The organism is Paraflavitalea devenefica (assembly GCF_011759375.1).
Lineage (GTDB): Bacteria > Bacteroidota > Bacteroidia > Chitinophagales > Chitinophagaceae > Paraflavitalea > Paraflavitalea devenefica.
Window position 1 is genome coordinate 103,345 of sequence record NZ_JAARML010000004.1, and the last position, 16,299, is coordinate 119,643.

The 16,299-nt window shown below is 47.2% G+C and carries 15 protein-coding genes; 4 read left to right on the forward strand and 11 right to left on the reverse strand.

The window, feature by feature from the left end:
• Nucleotides 1–24: 24 nt before the first annotated feature.
• The 9 genes from HB364_RS22275 to HB364_RS22315 all read right to left on the reverse strand — a co-directional run bounded on the left by HB364_RS22275 (nucleotide 25) and on the right by HB364_RS22315 (nucleotide 6,345).
• Nucleotides 25–864: a universal stress protein gene (locus HB364_RS22275; protein ID WP_167290546.1), complete on the reverse strand. Its 840-nt coding sequence runs from the start codon at nucleotides 862–864 to the stop codon at nucleotides 25–27.
• A gap of 43 nt (nucleotides 865–907) precedes the next feature.
• Complete coding sequence (locus HB364_RS22280; RefSeq protein WP_167290547.1) at nucleotides 908–1,753, reverse strand: universal stress protein; 846 nt, start codon at nucleotides 1,751–1,753, stop codon at nucleotides 908–910.
• 157 nt (nucleotides 1,754–1,910) lie between these two features.
• Nucleotides 1,911–3,560 carry a SulP family inorganic anion transporter gene (locus tag HB364_RS22285; protein ID WP_167290548.1) on the reverse strand — a complete coding sequence of 550 codons (1,650 nt, stop codon included), beginning with the start codon at nucleotides 3,558–3,560 and terminating at the stop codon, nucleotides 1,911–1,913.
• A gap of 5 nt (nucleotides 3,561–3,565) precedes the next feature.
• Nucleotides 3,566–3,853, reverse strand: a complete 288-nt coding sequence (locus tag HB364_RS22290; RefSeq protein WP_167290549.1) for a hypothetical protein — start codon at nucleotides 3,851–3,853, stop codon at nucleotides 3,566–3,568.
• A 29-nt stretch (nucleotides 3,854–3,882) separates the two neighbouring features.
• Nucleotides 3,883–4,488, reverse strand: coding sequence for a methyltransferase domain-containing protein (locus HB364_RS22295; RefSeq protein ID WP_167290550.1), 606 nt, complete (start codon nucleotides 4,486–4,488; stop codon nucleotides 3,883–3,885).
• A gap of 31 nt (nucleotides 4,489–4,519) precedes the next feature.
• On the reverse strand, nucleotides 4,520–4,975 hold the full coding sequence (locus HB364_RS22300) for a DUF983 domain-containing protein (RefSeq protein ID WP_167290551.1): 456 nt from the start codon (nucleotides 4,973–4,975) through the stop codon (nucleotides 4,520–4,522).
• Nucleotides 4,976–4,988: 13 nt separating this feature from the next.
• On the reverse strand, nucleotides 4,989–5,288 hold the full coding sequence (locus HB364_RS22305; RefSeq protein WP_167290552.1) for a hypothetical protein: 300 nt from the start codon (nucleotides 5,286–5,288) through the stop codon (nucleotides 4,989–4,991).
• A gap of 43 nt (nucleotides 5,289–5,331) precedes the next feature.
• Nucleotides 5,332–5,943 carry a methyltransferase domain-containing protein gene (locus HB364_RS22310; protein ID WP_167290553.1) on the reverse strand — a complete coding sequence of 204 codons (612 nt, stop codon included), beginning with the start codon at nucleotides 5,941–5,943 and terminating at the stop codon, nucleotides 5,332–5,334.
• Nucleotides 5,944–6,345, reverse strand: a complete 402-nt coding sequence (locus tag HB364_RS22315; protein WP_167290554.1) for a glycine cleavage system protein H — start codon at nucleotides 6,343–6,345, stop codon at nucleotides 5,944–5,946. It lies immediately after the preceding gene.
• Between the two features lie 100 nt (nucleotides 6,346–6,445).
• Between HB364_RS22315 and HB364_RS22320 the strand changes: the two genes are divergently transcribed.
• Nucleotides 6,446–7,153, forward strand: a complete 708-nt coding sequence (locus HB364_RS22320) for a Crp/Fnr family transcriptional regulator (protein WP_167290555.1) — start codon at nucleotides 6,446–6,448, stop codon at nucleotides 7,151–7,153.
• A 52-nt stretch (nucleotides 7,154–7,205) separates the two neighbouring features.
• Here the strand turns inward: HB364_RS22320 and HB364_RS22325 are convergent, their stop codons facing one another.
• Entirely contained in the window at nucleotides 7,206–9,284 is a 2,079-nt protein-coding gene (locus HB364_RS22325; protein ID WP_246228586.1) for a beta-galactosidase, read from the reverse strand.
• A gap of 67 nt (nucleotides 9,285–9,351) precedes the next feature.
• A complete protein-coding gene (locus HB364_RS22330; RefSeq protein WP_167290556.1) occupies nucleotides 9,352–10,539 on the reverse strand; it encodes a fibrobacter succinogenes major paralogous domain-containing protein in 1,188 nt (395 codons plus the stop codon).
• Between the two features lie 659 nt (nucleotides 10,540–11,198).
• Here HB364_RS22330 and HB364_RS33575 point away from each other — a divergent pair.
• The 3 genes from HB364_RS33575 to HB364_RS22345 all read left to right on the forward strand — a co-directional run bounded on the left by HB364_RS33575 (nucleotide 11,199) and on the right by HB364_RS22345 (nucleotide 16,205).
• On the forward strand, nucleotides 11,199–11,843 hold the full coding sequence (locus HB364_RS33575; RefSeq protein ID WP_167290557.1) for a response regulator: 645 nt from the start codon (nucleotides 11,199–11,201) through the stop codon (nucleotides 11,841–11,843).
• A 146-nt stretch (nucleotides 11,844–11,989) separates the two neighbouring features.
• Nucleotides 11,990–14,200, forward strand: a complete 2,211-nt coding sequence (locus HB364_RS22340; protein WP_167290558.1) for an autotransporter outer membrane beta-barrel domain-containing protein — start codon at nucleotides 11,990–11,992, stop codon at nucleotides 14,198–14,200.
• A 97-nt stretch (nucleotides 14,201–14,297) separates the two neighbouring features.
• Nucleotides 14,298–16,205: a tetratricopeptide repeat-containing sensor histidine kinase gene (locus HB364_RS22345; RefSeq protein ID WP_167290559.1), complete on the forward strand. Its 1,908-nt coding sequence runs from the start codon at nucleotides 14,298–14,300 to the stop codon at nucleotides 16,203–16,205.
• Nucleotides 16,206–16,299 lie beyond the last annotated feature (94 nt).

Consider the following 16,299-nt stretch of genomic DNA (forward strand, 5'->3'; position numbering starts at 1 on the left):
GCTGATCGTATTGTCCATTACAGGTTATTTGTTGTGGGCAATGAAAAGGGGCATTTTCACTTCGGTCATCAACAGATCGGCCATGCTGGGCCGGAACCACCGGGATACCATGCCACGCCGGTAAGCGCCTAACACCAACAAGGCATTACCGCCATAAGTGCGCAGGTGACGCAGTATCTCTGTTTCGGGATCACCCTTTAACACAGTATACCTGGCAGCCGGCAAATGACGTTTCATGAATTCTTTCATGAGCCTGTTATCGGGCACATGGGAAGAATGCCCCGGTTTGTTGACAGTTAACACCTCTATTTCATCTATATTGAGGTCGGCCAATACATAACAGAACATCCGGGTGGCAAACACCGAAGAAGGCTCGCCATCGTACAGGATGCTTACTTTTTCGATGGGCTTATATTGGCCAGGCACAACCAGGACCGGGCACTGTACGCCTTCCAGCAATTCCCGTACAAACCGGGTGGGCAGGTCCTCCGCATAATGCGTTAAGGTTTCATGGCCCTCAATGATCAGCAGGTCGGCATAAATACTTTCATGCAGCAATTCCTGCAAAGCAATATTACGATCATGGTGAATGGAATAATTGATCGAAGCGTTATCACAAGCAACTTTGAAGTATGCTACCGCCTCTTCTCTTTTATTTACATCTCCCTCTTCCAGTATAGCTCTTTTATGCTCAGATACTCCTTCAGCCCCTGCCAATTCGTAAATTTTATAACTATGGTAAGTTACATCATCGAGGAAAACACCTACGAGGTGTGCCTGTTGCCGGGCTGCAATAGCAACTGCGTACTGTACAGCCGATTTCGCCAGTTTTAAGCCATCGAGGGCTACAATTATCTTTTTCATACCCTTTGGTTTATTGTAATAAAACATATAGGATAAAGACCAATTACACCTTGCTGCTGGTATTCACGGGCTGTTCATGATCATGCAGGGCCATCAAAGGAATATGGCTGTGCAATACGAACTGTTTGGTATGGCTTCTGTGGATGAGCGCATCCCATATGTTGTGCCGGTGTGGCAATACCACCAGTAAGTCCACCTCATTCCTTTCAGCGAAACTGAGGATCGCATCGTCTGTATTTCCTTCAATAAAATGAAAACTGGGCCTTACATTCCTTAGTTTTTTCCCCAGCCAGCCAGACATAAATACAGCCTGTGGATCATAGGTCTGTTCGCCGGTGTTAAGGATATGCAATGATGCATTAAAATCAGTAACCAACTGGTTGATCTCATCGAGCGGAACAGTTGCTTCCGGATCCTGCAGGTCGCAGGCCAGACCAATCTTCTTTACCGCTTTGAACTTCGCTTCCAAAGGGACCGTAATAACAGGCCAGGCCAGGTGTTTCATAGCGCTGATTGCATGGCTGCCAAACAGGAAACGCTCTGCAGCAGTAGTTCCTTTACAACCCATTATTACTGCATAAGGCTGTACGCGGTCGCATACCGTGCCGAGCTCTGTCAGGAAGTTGCCCATTCTTAGTTCTGTATTCACCTTTACCTGCCCACCGGTCCTTTGTTCCAGTTGTTTTTTAAACCCGGCCAGCCCGTCTTCTGTCCGCTTCTCCCAATCAACCAGGCCTGCAGGGACCGCTGTGTCGCCATAATTCACGGGCAATGGGTAGATATGCAACAATAGCACTTCTGCCTGCAACGCCTGGGCCATATCCATGGCATAGGAGGTGGCATTTTTTGCTGTTGACGAAAAGTCTGTAGCTATGATCAGGATTTTCATACACTTACTTTTTTGGTTGAGTATTTGATGATGGCTCTCCAAAACTACGGGAAGCAAAAGGCTGTTTACCTGACCTTGCGCTGGCTGCAGGATGATTTAATCAGTCATTGCAGGCTGATAATACTCATAACGGACCCTGACTACGGTCCTTGTCCGGTTATTGCTGTAGTATAGTATTACTTCGTACCAAAGCAGCTTCAAATGAGGGGGTTACGTTGGCTTTGCCAATGGCAAATAATAGCCGGGCATCCTTTAATGCATCCAGCACCTGGGAACTGTGCACTTCCGACAGGATGAGCTTTGTATGGCGCTGTTTCGAGGCTGTGTACACTTCCCGGATCGCCTTAACACCGGTTGCATCAATGATAGGAACTTTTCCCATGCGGATGATAAGCACTTTAGGCGGCTTTTCAATAACCCGCATAGCATCCTTGAATTTATAGGCCGCGCCGAAGAACAGTGGACCGGTGATCTCAAAAACTTCCACGCCTTTCGGAATATCGTATCCGCTAAAAACTCCGTTGCCTGTTTCCTGTTCATCCTGCCGGCCGGTGAGTATATTAACTCCAGAGGTTTGTATCATCTTTCGCATGAACAGGAAAGCGGCCAGCACGATACCGATCTCTATAGCTACAGTAAGGTCAATCAGTACCGTTAATAAAAAGGTAGTAAGCAGCACGGCAATATCACTGCGTGACCCTTTCAATACTGCCCGGAAACTATGCCATTCACTCATATTATACGCCACTACCACCAGGATGCCGGCCAGCGTAGGCATAGGGATCAGCGCCGCCCATTTACCGGCAAACAACATGATCAACAACAGGGTGATGGCATGTACAATGCCCGCCACCGGTGTACGCCCGCCATTTTTAATATTGGTGGCAGTACGCGCAATGGCGCCCGTGGCAGGAATGCCGCCAAATATGGATGAGCCTATATTGGCTGCACCTTGAGCCACCAGTTCCATATTGGACCGGTGCCGGCCGCCCATCATGCCATCGGCTACTACGGCCGACAGCAACGATTCAATACCTCCCAGCAGGGCAATAGTAAAAGCAGGTTGTACCATGTTTTTAATGGTAGTAAAATCAAGCGCTGGTATGGCGGGAGCCGGTAAGGAAGAAGGAATGTCGCCAAACCGGGCGCCAATCGTCTCTACCGGTAACCTCAACAGTGATACAGCCGCAGTAGTAGCTAATATAGCGATCAGTGAACCCGGTATCTTATGCGTGATCCGTGGCCATAACACCACAATCAAAACGGTAATACCCGCCACCAGGAAGGCATACCAGTTTACGGACGACAGGTGGAGCGCATAACCTTTCCACTTGTCTATAAAATCTGCCGGTACGGCACCCATCTGCAATCCGAAAAAATCCTTCATCTGTGAGGAAAAAATAAGCAGGGCAATACCACTGGTAAACCCAACGATCAGAGGATAAGGAATGTATTGAATTACCGTTCCCAGCCGGGCTATGCCCATTAGCACCAGTATAATACCGGCCATGAACGTTGCAATGATCAGCCCGTTGATTCCATACTGCTGTACAATACCATAAACGATTACAATAAAAGCGCCGGTAGGACCACCGATCTGTACGCGACTGCCGCCAAGGGCGGAAATGATAAAGCCGGCAATCACGGCGGTATACAACCCTTTTTCCGGCGAAACCCCGGAAGCAATGGCAAAGGCAATGGCCAATGGCAGGGCCACTATGCCTACAATTATGCCAGCCATCAGGTCCTTACCGAACTGTGCAGTACTGTAATGCTGGAGCGTATCAATCAGTTTGGGCCTGAACATGATCATTAATTTACAGGCTGGGTACCACTGTTAAAAGCACGTTTTAGTTGGTTAAACTGCAGGATGGCCATTTTAATATTGGTCCATTGCTGCGCATTAAAATCCATGGGGCTAAATTCCTTTAAATGCAGAAGTCCCTTGTCTACAAACCTCGCAATAATATGACCATTAACTTTATGCGTTTGCATGCTTTTGATAGCTGTATCTATATATCTTTTTACATCTTCCTGGGAATCTGCAAATAAGATCTTGTTAACAAGCTTGTAACAATAATCCTCCATAGTAGTGTTCATGACGTTCGTTTTTTTAGGTTCGTAACCGGCTATCTTTTTACCCAGCACTTTAATAAAGTGTCAAAATGTGCTTCCGCCAATGTATATCCCTTGGGTATTTCATCGCCCCAGCTACAGTAGGTTACGATGCGGGTGCCTGCCGGCATTTCTTCCAGTTGTTTATAGAGGTAATTACTATAGTAGGTGTAGAGCTCTCTTGAATAAGCAATGCTGTCATCTATCCTGTCGGTTGCGGAAAGGTTCTCAAAAAAGGAATTATAGAAATAAAAATGATCATATTGCTTCAGGTCCAGTTGGGTAAAATTGCTATGGATGAAATGCACATTGTTCAATCCAAGCCTGTCTCTTACAATGGCCGCCTGCATGACCAGGTCTTCACGCTGTTCTACGCCATAATAATGAGCGGCAGGCCGATAACAAGCGCCGGCCAGGCAAAACTTGCCAATACCACTTCCAATGTCCAACACATTGACCACCTCATCCTGTACCAGGAACTGAACAGCTTTGCTGATCACCGGTAAAGGCGACCAATGCAAAGCGTCCAGTTTTTGTATAGGGAGGGGAAAAAGGTGGCGGAAGCTTGATTCTTCCACAAAGTATTTGCTTAAAGCGTTTATATCAGGTATGGAAAGCATACAATACTATTTTGACACATTATTATACTATTTAACCCCGTTCCTGGTTGTCCGGCTTTTCCGTATCCCAGTTGGCATTATACCGGACAAAAAACGACAGCCAAATCGCTCTCGACAGCCGCTGCAAATAGGGCTGCAGCAGAACGAGCATCCCTATATTAATGCCCAGCCACCAGAAAAAACGGTTGTCATGTACCGAAAACCCTATCAATACCCACCAGGCTACAAAGGTGGTCACTGATAGTGCTACCGTGAGCGCATAACTCACGTAGCTGGTCCCGTAATAAAATCCAACTTCTATTTCCATCCGTTGGTTACAGACGGGGCAGTGGGTATGCATTTTCATAAACTGCTTCAGGTTGTAGGCATTCCTGGATTGAAACATATCGCCTTGCCTGCAACGGGCGCATTTATGATGTAGCAGGCTCCATAGGTAGCCTGGCTTCTTCCTTAGCAATACCGGAGCGCTATTTTCTTTTGTTGCCATATTTTAATAATACCTATAAAGACAGCATCCAGGTTTTCCAGGATGGCGTTCTTAGCAGTGTATGAATAAAGCCAATGACGAACCGGTGGTTCATCTGCACATTAGCGTTCTCCACCGATTCGATAGTATCTTCAAGATAAAAGATGACTGTTTTGAGATAATGCTCAATTCCGGTATCACTCAGGCCATTTTCTATATGCTTACGGATATGCCGGATAATTATCCTTTCACAATCGAGGTATCCGCTCACCTGCTTTAGCGCTGCTGAGATCAGACCGTTTTCATAATCAATATCTATATTGGCTGTTGTCATCTTGTTATTTTACGCAGTATATTATCCTCCCCATGGGTAAACGTCACGTTTTTACCCAAAATTTCAATAAGGTGCCAACATGTGATTCGGCCAGGCAAAAGCCGGGTGGCACCCTGTCTTCCATTGTGTGAAAGGTGGCCAGCCGCGTACCGGCCGGCATGGCATCCAGTTTTTTATAGAGATAGCGGGTATAATAGTTATACAGGGCCGTAGAAAAAGTGATATTGTTGTCTATTTTATCGGTATCCGTAAGATGCTCATAAAAGGAATTGTAAAAATAGAAGTGGTCATACTGGCTGAAATCAAGCTGTGTAAAGTTGCCGTGTATGAAATGTACGTTCTGTAATCCCAATATATCCCTGGCCGTGTTGGCATGTGCTACCAGGTCTTCCCGCTGTTCAATACCAAAAAAATGGGCCGAAGGTTGATGATAGGCACCTGTTAGACAGAACTTACCCACGCCACTGCCTATATCCAGTACCTTAACGCCCGGCGAAGGAGTAAGGAATTGCACCACTTTTTCGGCAATGGCCAGGGAAGTCCAGTGCCTGCGTGCCAGTTGTTGCATTGCCAGTGGATACAGATGGTGAAATTGCTCATCCGAACCAAACCAGGTTGCTTTGCGCAATGGCAGGTCGGTAATTGGATTCTTCATTCAGTATTTTCTTTTGATGTATTGCCTGTATTGATCCTGGAGCATCAATCCCTGCCGCTCATAAGGTTTATCCGGTACGATCAGTGCAACCCAGCCATTGTTTTCAGGCTCCTGCAATAACAGGTCCTGGCGGCCGGCCATCAGCGCATCATTAAGGCTGATCACTTTACCATCTACCGGCATCCGGATAGCAATCTGATAGTCATCATATTGAATTGTTGCAATTGTTTCCCCTTGCTTTTTCAAACCTTCGGCATCAACGAAAGAAAATTGCTCTACCTGGAGAATACCCTTTAGCTTAAACCCACATACGCCTACGTAGGCTACGGAGCCCTGGAAGTCAATCCATTCATGGTCATTCGTATAGTACAAGTCCCTTTTTTGCGCTTTTCCTATATCCATACAGCAAAGCTATCAGCTTTATTTCCAGTATGCAGTGCATCTTTATCACTCTAAAAAGTGACATTTATCAATTTTTTATCCGGTAACTTTGGATATTAATATGAGTATCAGTGGCATTTTCCCTATAGACAAGTGGGATTTCAAGAGTCAGTCGGTCCTGGCCGACCTGCCGGAAGAAGATTTGACCCTGCTCAGCGCACACCAAAGTGAGCACATGTACAGCAAAGGGGAAATCATCTTCCGGGAAGGCGCTTATCCTTCCGGCATCTTTTATATCAAAAAAGGTAAAGCTAAAAAATACAAGGTGGCCAAAGAAGGCAGCGAGCACATCATCTATGTAGCCAATACCGGTGAGTTGTTAGGCTTTCATGCCATATTGGAAGGCGACCGTTATCCCGATTCAGCGGCCTCTCTGGAAGACAGCAGTATCATATTTTTTCCCAAAGAAGATTTCCTGGAAGTATTACAGCGATCTTCCGTGTTAAGCAGGAGATTATTGAAAACCCTCAGTCATGAATTTGCTGTGATAGTCAATAGCCTTACCTTATTTACCCAACGCTCTGTACGGGAAAGGCTGGCGCTGCAGTTGGTAGTACTCCGGGAAAAATATAAAGTAGACTTTCAGCCCGGTATGCCTGTTGAGATCAACCTGTCACGTGAAGACCTGGCCAACCTGGTGGGCACTGCCCGGGAAAACATTGTCCGTATACTGAGCGAGTTTAAAGAAGCCGGTATCCTGGAAACGAAGGGCAGAAAGATTATTGTGAAAGATGTAGTTGCATTGATAAAGATCGCGGACTATAAGTAAATGTATTCCGTAAACGAAGAGGTTTACTGCCTGGTCATGCATTTACCTCACTCTACACCTCCTCCACAATCACAAAGCCCCATGCAGGCAGTTCTATAGAGTTGTTGGGTGTAATCTTTTTTCCCGTTAGCAGCAATACACCTGCCCCATAAGGATAGGTAACCGTTTGTGGCCGGGCAGCATAATTAAAGTAATAGTGGATCTTTTTACCGAGCTGGTTGGTGCCCGACTTTACAATTAAAGGAAACTTTAGTTCCTGGTCGGTGCTCCATAGTCCGGCGTTCTTCACTGCCTGTTCCAGTATCTTTTCCATCATGGGTTTGCTGGGCAGGCAGCCGACGTAAGTAGCCACGCCCTTTCCATAGTTGTTTTGTGTAACAGCCGCATACTTACTCCACACCGGATGGTCATAGTAAGCCAGCACTTTTGCGGTGACCGGCTCCAGTAACTCCATCCATTTTTCCACGTAGTTCTGGCTCTTCCCCACCTGGAAGGGATCGTCCTTCAGTGATACATTCTCCGGCGCAGTAAACAAGTTGTACCGAATGCCACAAGCCTCACTGATAATACCGGGCTGCCGTATAGACCGCACTTTCACATATTGATCGGAGAACCCACTCTTGAAAGTAAATACCACATGCCCTCCCCTTTCTATGTATTGATTAAGCCGGCGCAGTAAGCTGTCGGGTGCTGCATACAAGGCAGGCACAATAATCAGTTTGTAATCATCCCAGCTTTTAGACGAGGGATCTATAAAGTCTACGCCTACGTTCATTTTGTACAGCGCATCATACATGGGCCGCAGTATGCCATTATAATTCTCGCCTGGCTGAAAGGCATTGAAGCCGGTCAGCGCTTCATTGCTGAACAGCATCGCTACCTGATGTTTCTTCTTCAGGTTGACGAGGTGATCACTCAGCCTGGCAAAATCGGTGCCGATGGTAATGGCTTCCTCATACAGTTCATTGGGTTCCAAGTCATGGCTCAGCAATCCTTTCCAATAAGTTTCGGCCGAGTTGTGGATGGAATGCCAGTGCCAGTAAGACACCATATTGGCGCCGGACGCCAGGTGACTGAAAGCCTGTAATCGAAGCTGACCGGGAAAAGGTACCCACTGGGGAAAGCCTTGCGCTTCTGTTTCAATGACGAGGTAATTCTGTCCGCCCTTCATAGAGCGGGTAATATCGCCGCCAAAGGAAATCTCTGCGCCGGTCAGGCGGTCTTGCGAAGGATGGTAAATATCAATACCTGCTATGTCCAGTACTTTGGCTGCCGCGAAATGATCTACTTCAGGTTGTATACCGTAAGAATGTCCCCGCCAGTCCAGGTCGAAGTTTTGCGTAATAAACTGGGCCGGTTTCTTGTACTCCCGTACGATCCTGGCCTGCCAGCCCAGGAAGTTGGTGACCAGCAAACGTTGGAAGCGGGCGAATTCAGCGCTGAGGCTGGCATTGATGCTGCCATTGACAGAAGGGAAATCATTCCAGTTGTTGATGCGGTTGCTCCAGTAGTCCAACCCAAAGGCGCGGTTGATGCTGTCGAGCGTAACAAATTGCTGCTTCATGTACGCCACAAACTGTTGCTGTACATTGGGGCCGCTGGTGCCATAAGCTTTCGTTTCATTGTCTACCTGGTAACCGATAATGGCCGGATGGTCTTTCACATGCGCCAGCAGTTTGCGGATGGCGCTTTCTGCATGTTTCAGGTAATGGACATTGGTAATATCCATATTCTGCCGGGCGCCGTATTGGTTGGGACCCCGTGGCGTTATGGCCAGTACATCCGGATGTTTTTTGACCAGCCAGGTGGGCACTGCATAAGTAGGCGTGCCGATGATGACGCTGATCCCTGCTTTATGCATGGCGTTGAGCACCCGGTCTATGTGTTTAAAATTATAGACCCCTTCCTGCGGCTCCATCGTGCTCCAGGTAGATTCTGCAATACGCACCACATTGATACCGGCCTTTTTCATCATGTTCACATCCTTCTCCAGCCGGTCGTAAGGCATGTATTCATCGTAGTAGGCCACGCCAAATAATAACTTGTTCTGTTTGGGCTGGGCAAAGACAGCATAGCTATTGGCCAGGGCTACCAGTAGTATAATGGTTGCGTAAAGACTTCTTATTGGCATAAATGACACTAATTATAGTATACCGGATAAAGGTATCAAATAATTAGTGTCATTTTAACGCTTTATATCAATTCTTCACACAACGGCAGGGAACGCCATATCCCCGGATCATGGGACTGATGAATACATTATAGGCATTGTCGAAGAATAAATGGCTGGCCACATTGTTATTGGCTGCCTGACTGGTCCAGTAATAACCGCCTACAAAATTGGGCACCAATGTTCCGTTCTCATAGCTCCTGTAGCCTGATTCAGTCAGTTTCAACCGTGAACCAAAGGCGGAACTGGCATCGCTGATCAGTTCAGCATTCACCACATTGGTCCATTCGGCCGCAGAAGGCAGGTGCCAGCCTGTTCCGATAGCTGCACAGGGGTCTTTGCCATTGGTAGTGGAAGACACCGTGCCGCTCCAGGTATTGCCGGCCAGGCCGCCGGTGCCCCACCAGGTAGTAGCAGTGGTATTCCCTTTAATGAAATGAGGATTGCCGGCTGACAGTTGCGCCGGATTTTGAAGGGTAAGACTTCCCGTGATGGAGGGACTATTGGGCACCTGGTGCCCGTCGTCCCAACGGCCCCATTGAAAGTAATGGCCAAAGGAAGCAGCATCATTGCCATTAATCGCTACCTGGGGTGAACCAATGTTTTGTTGCAGCCATATTTTACCATCTGCTGCCCGTACGGTAGCATAATTCACCTGCTGGCCTCGATAGGTAAACGTTACACATCCGGTGGAGCCGGGCGCTGTGCCCGGATCTGCACAATTACCGGAAGGCGGTGCATTCAATACCGCAATCGGGAGATTACAGGTAATACTGCCGCCGATGCTTACAGGAATCGTCATATTGCCGGGACTGATGGGTGTGCCCGAAGCAGTAAGCACGATACTGCCGCTGCCCATGGCCAGTGTACCTGCCGGTGCGGTTAACTGAATGCCATTGACTGTACTGCTGGTAAAAGCCAGGTAATTGCCCCCGGGACTGTTGATGTAATTTAGTTTGATGGTAGCAGTGGTGGGTGTGCCTGCCACGAAATTACCGGTTACCGTCGGGTTACTGCAATTGCTGAAATAAAAATAAACCGGGGCAGGTGGAACAGGTCTTTTCCTGGCTGTGGTTTCCACCTCCTCTTTGCCGGAGGTAGTAACTGCTTTTTTACAGCCTGGCGGGATCATTAATACGCTCATCAATCCTATCAACGATACGACTGCTAAACGTACTACCCTTGCGGGGATCGTTGTGTTGGTATTATTACTCATAAAAAAAGGTTTTTAGATTAACTATTCCTGATAGTTAACCATGCTGATAAAAATGGCACAAAGGGATGTCCGGGAATGGTAGAAAGTAGCCCACAGTTTTGAAAGGGCCGGAAGTTGATTGGTTGCGTCTGTAGTATGGGTAAACGGTATATTGGTAAGGAAGGTTGCCTTACGGGTATGATTATACTGGTAAACCCCTACCCTCCCTTGCATTATAAAAGAATGCCCAGCAAAGTTTTGAAGATGCCGGCTACCTGTTGGTCAATATCAGTTTTGCCGCAAAAGCTGCCGGGATACAACTAAAGCGGTATGCCAACCAGTTGACGTATTAGCCTGACAACTCCTTCATTGAACGGCATTTAAGCCGTATCTAAGCTTTTATTTATTTAGGTTATAAAGAACAATTATTATTCAAATATTCCAGAGATATTCCAGATCACTTAGATGTGGGTTATCTCTGAAATATCTCTGGGTTATATGTGGATTATCTCTGGATTATCCTACTGTTTACCAGGAAACTAACATTGGCTATCAGGGACTTAGGATAATGCTTTACTTAACCGTAAAAGCAGCCCCAGGCTTTCCCTTTTTGTGCTATTTTCACCCGGTAAGGGGACACCGGTAAGTGGTATAAATGCCTTCATTTGTAAAAAGAAACCGTGGATATCAGGGTCGCCATATTTGAAGACAATAAGATGATGCGGGATGGCTTTGAAGCCATCTGTAATGGTACACAGGGGCTTACCTGTTGTGGTACCTATACAGACGGGAATGACCTGCTGTACAAAATAGAACGCAGCAACCCGGACGTCGTATTGATGGATATTCAAATGCCGGGACAGGATGGCATTGAGGCTACCCGGCAGGTGGTAGCCCGGTGGCCGGATATTAAGATACTGATCCAGACCGTCTTTGAAGATGATGACAAGATCTTTCATGCCATCTGCGCAGGCGCTTCGGGCTATATACTCAAATCAACATCGCCGGCACGACTGGTAGAAGCCATCCAGGAAGTGTATGCCGGTGGCTCGCCGATGAGCCCTTATATTGCCAGCCGGGTGCTAAAATTGTTTCAGCAATTTGCGCCTGCCGCCGCTACGGATGAGGAGAAGTATGTGCTCAGCAACCGGGAAAAAGAAATACTATCGCTGATGATTGACGGATATAGCTTCCACCGCATTGCCGAAAAGATCTTTGTGAGTTATGAAACCGTGCGTACCCATGTGAAGCGCATCTATAAAAAACTGCACGTAGCCTCTGCTTCCGAAGCAGTGGCCAAAGCCATCCGGCAAAGGTTGGTGTAACCGGTTGCCAGCCCTTTTTAAATTCACCCTCCGGGGGTATTGCACGCCCCTCCCACTCTTCCCAACTTTATCGCATCATTTCCGATGGATACCAACCGGGTTATTCCAATATCCCACACTTATGCTATGACAACAAATGATGCGCTATGAAGCAACTATATTCTACTATCGTCTTCTGCTTTCTCCTGTTATCTGGTCAATCCCTGGTAGCACAGTCAACAGGCGATTACCGCAGCGCCGGTTCCGGCAACTGGAATGCACTGGCCTGGGAAAGATACAATGGTACTGCCTGGGCAGGCGGCGCAGCAGCCCCTGACACCGCAGCCGGACAGATCAACATCCTCGCCGGGCATAGTGTTACGGTCAGTGCTCCTGCTACAGCCGATCAATTGGTGGTGGATGCAGGCGGAACCCTTGTTATAGAAGCCAACTCCGGACTCGCATTGGCCAATGGTGCAGGCGAAGACCTTGTTATCAGCGGGACTGTTCTCATTATCGATGGCAGCCTGGCCGACCGGGGCTCCACATTCGTAGCCACAGGCGGTCACCTGATTTTTTTCGACGCTTTCTCCAGCTCGGTAGGAGGCATGATCACCAATAATGGCACCATTGACTGGAATGGTGGAGATATTTTCTGCAGTGCCGACACGATGATGATTAATAATTCGGTGTTTAATATCAGGAGCAATCAAATCATGCGTTTCAGCAGCAGCTCTGCCGGCAGTGAGTTCATCAATAACGGGACCATTAATAAGGAAAGCAGTGATACCACGGAGTTTATACTGGGCGATGTTTTTACCAACACAGGAGTTATTAACCTGCATGCGGGAACACTGATTACACGGAATATTTTTACCAATACAGGCAATCTTGTCTTTAACAGCGGCTATTTTATTTTTGAACACACTTTTATCCATAATGGCGGCAACATAACAGGGATAGGGCATTTTACGAATTCAAGCAGGCTTGACCTGAATATAAACCAGGCATTCCCTGCCGCCCTTGAATTTACCATGCACCCGGGCAGCACCGTGGATGGCCCTGGTGATTTAACGCTCAACCAGGATTTTACCATAACGGGCAGCATTTTGGGGCCGGGTATATTGGTTGTTCATGGAAACACGGTGTGGAACAGCAATACACTTGGGCGCCGTTTCATGGTTGAAGGCGGACGGACCCTTACATTGGCAACTCCCTCCTCAAAAAGCTGCGCCAGCTTAATCACCAATAATGGTACCATCGAATGGCAGGATGGAACTATTTTCTGCAGCGCTGACACGGTGATCGTTAATAATTCCCTGTTTACTATCAGGGGCAACAATAGCATGCGTTTTAGCAGCAGCAGTGCAGGCAGTGAGTTCATCAATAACGGAACAATCAACAAAGAAAGTAATGACACCACTGAGTTTATGCTGGGCGATGCTTTTACCAACGGGCTGACCGGTATCATGAAAGGCAGTGGAACTATTCTTATGAATTATCCTGTTTTCATTAATAACGGGATGCTTGCTCCCGGCCACTCACCGGGATTATTATCCTTTAATAGTGCTCAGCCATTGTCGGACAACAGCACTTTACAAATTGAAATGCAGGATGGCAGCGGGGCCGGCACCGGCCACGACCAGTTGACCAGAAACAGCGATCTCATACTGGCAGGCACCCTGACCGTAACAGAATCAACTACAGTGCCCACTGGTACCTACACGATCATCCGTGTTACCACAGGTACCGTGAGCGGCGGTTTTGACCAGGTGAACCTGCCCATCGGTTATAGCCTGGTCATCAATACCGATAATGTACAACTGGTCAAACACCTGGTAGTAACACCGGTGAAGCTGGTTGCTTTTAAAGCAGCACCTCAAAACCACCAGGTATTGCTGCAATGGATCACCGAAAATGAAGTCAACAACCAATACTTTGACGTGGAGCGCAGCCATAATGGAGCCGACTTTATAGCCATTGGCCGTGTAAAGGCATCTACCGCTACTACCTATAGAAAAGAATATCCCTTCACCGACCAATTGCCTGTTACCGGCATCAATTATTACCGCTTAAAACAGGTAGACATAGACGGGCGGTTTGAGTATTCCCCCATCGTAACGGCTGTGATGGACCAGCAACAGGACTTTATTGTTCTCCACCCTACTATCGTGAAGGATATGCTGCACATCAGGCTTTCCACAGACAAAACGGTATTGATCTCCATCCTTGATCCCGGGGGCAGACAGGTCATTCACCAACAGGCAAAGAGGCAATCCCTGTTGCTGATACCTGTACAGCACTTGCCGGCGGGTATTTATTACCTGCAGGCAACAGATGGGGTAAGAAAAACGGTATTGCCCTTTCTGAAGCAATAAACATTTATACCAATCCATTCACTTTTCTATTTTATCTTAGTATCCTCATCCCGGAATCATTTCCTGTAACTGCTAAAACAACGATCAGAACCATACGATGAAAGGCTATTTCAGCATATTGCTGATTTTAGGCATGGCTGTCTGTCAGATCAGCGCCTACGCTCAATCGAATACAACAGATAGCCTGCTGAACCTGTTGCACAAAGCCAAAGAAGATACCAACAAGGTGAATATACTGTACCAGCTCAGCGAAATTTGTGAGGAAGCTGACATTTTAAAATACGCCGTGCCAGCGCTCGAACTGGCCGAAAAGATCAATTATAAAAAAGGCATTGCCAATGCGGCTACCAATGTCGGCTATGTATATAGTATTCAGAGTGACTATGCAAAAGCATTGAGCTATGCACAAAAAAGTTTAGCCATAAGAGAAGAGATCGGGGATAAAAAAGGTATTTCGGTCTCGTTGACCAATATTGGATATGTATATTATAACCAGGGAGCCATTCCAAAAGCACTGGAATATTTTATAAAAAGCCTGCAAATAAAAGAAACAACAGGCGACGAAAAAGGAGCTGCCAATGGCCTTAACAATGTGGCGCAGATATACAACTCACAAGGCGATACGGAGAAAGCCATAGAATACTGGCAGCAATGTATGGCATTAAGCACTAAAATTGATTATAAGTTTGGATTGGCCAATGCGCTCCTCGGCCTGGGTCATTGCTATCAAATGCAAGGTAACTACGCCCAATCATTGGCCTACTTTGAAAAATGCCTCACCATCAGGAACCAGATCAATAACAAAGAAGGGCAGGTAAATGTGCTGGCCAGTATCGGCTCCCATTATGCCAGGCAGGGAATGGACCAGAAGGCACTGGAGTACCTCCATAAAAGCTTACAAATAGCTAAGGAAATAAATGACCGCCAGGGCACTTCCATTGCCCTGATCAACATTGGCAATATACTGGCAAAGCAACAGCAATATACACCCGCAACGGTGTACCTGGAAGAAGCATTACAGATCGGCACAAAGACCGGTGAGCCGAAAAGTATGGCCCTGGCCAGCGAAGCGCTCAGCAAAGTCTATGCAGCTACCGGCAGCTATAAAAAGGCTTATGAGATGCAAGCATTGTTTAAAACAATGTCGGACAGCATCAGCAGTATAGAAACGAAGAAGGCAGTACTAAAAAAACAAATGGCCTACGAATTCGATAAAAGGGAAATGGCGCACCAGGCAGCGCAGGAGAAGAAAGACATCCTCAATAATGAAAAAATACAGCAGTATAAGATCATCCGCAATTTTTCCATCGGAGGGGCTGTACTGATATTGATCGCCGGCCTCTACCTCATTTACCGCTACCGGGAGAAAAACAGGACTGCCAAACACCAGGCGCTGCTACAGGAGCGGCTGCGCATCAGCCGGGAACTGCATGATGAAGTAGGCGCCACCTTAAGTGGTATTGTCATGTACAGTCACCTCACCAAACAACAGGTACAAGCTGACAACGCCGGGGCGGTTGAAAAGTCATTGACCATTATGCAACAGTCGTCAGAAGAAATGGTGGGCAAACTCAATGAGATCGTATGGCTGGTCAATCCTGAAAAAGATACCTTGCCCAAACTGGTGCAGCGCCTGGAAGAATATGCCCGGAACATCGCCACCGCCAAAAACATGAAAGTGGAATTTACCAGTCCGCCGGCCTTGCCGGAGGCGGGGCTGAGCTTTGAGCGGCGCAGGAATATTTACCTGATAGCCAAAGAAGCGATCAACAATGCGATCAAGTACAGCGGCGGCAACCTGCTTTCCCTGCTCGTGCAGGTACAGGCAGAAAAGCTGACCATCCTCATCAGCGATAATGGGAAGGGATTTGATACGTCGCCCGTTTACCCCGGGAATGGATTGGTCAATATGCGCAAAAGGGCGGAGGAATTAGGCGCCCGGCTGGTATTGACTTCCGCAGCCGGCAAAGGCACTACCATTGCCATTGAATGCCAGATAGGTTAAGAAATGATTATTGCTGGGTTATTTCTATTTAAAGTTTATCTGTTATTTACGGATAAAAATGATTTATTTGCAATATGTAGCAAGCAGCCTAAAG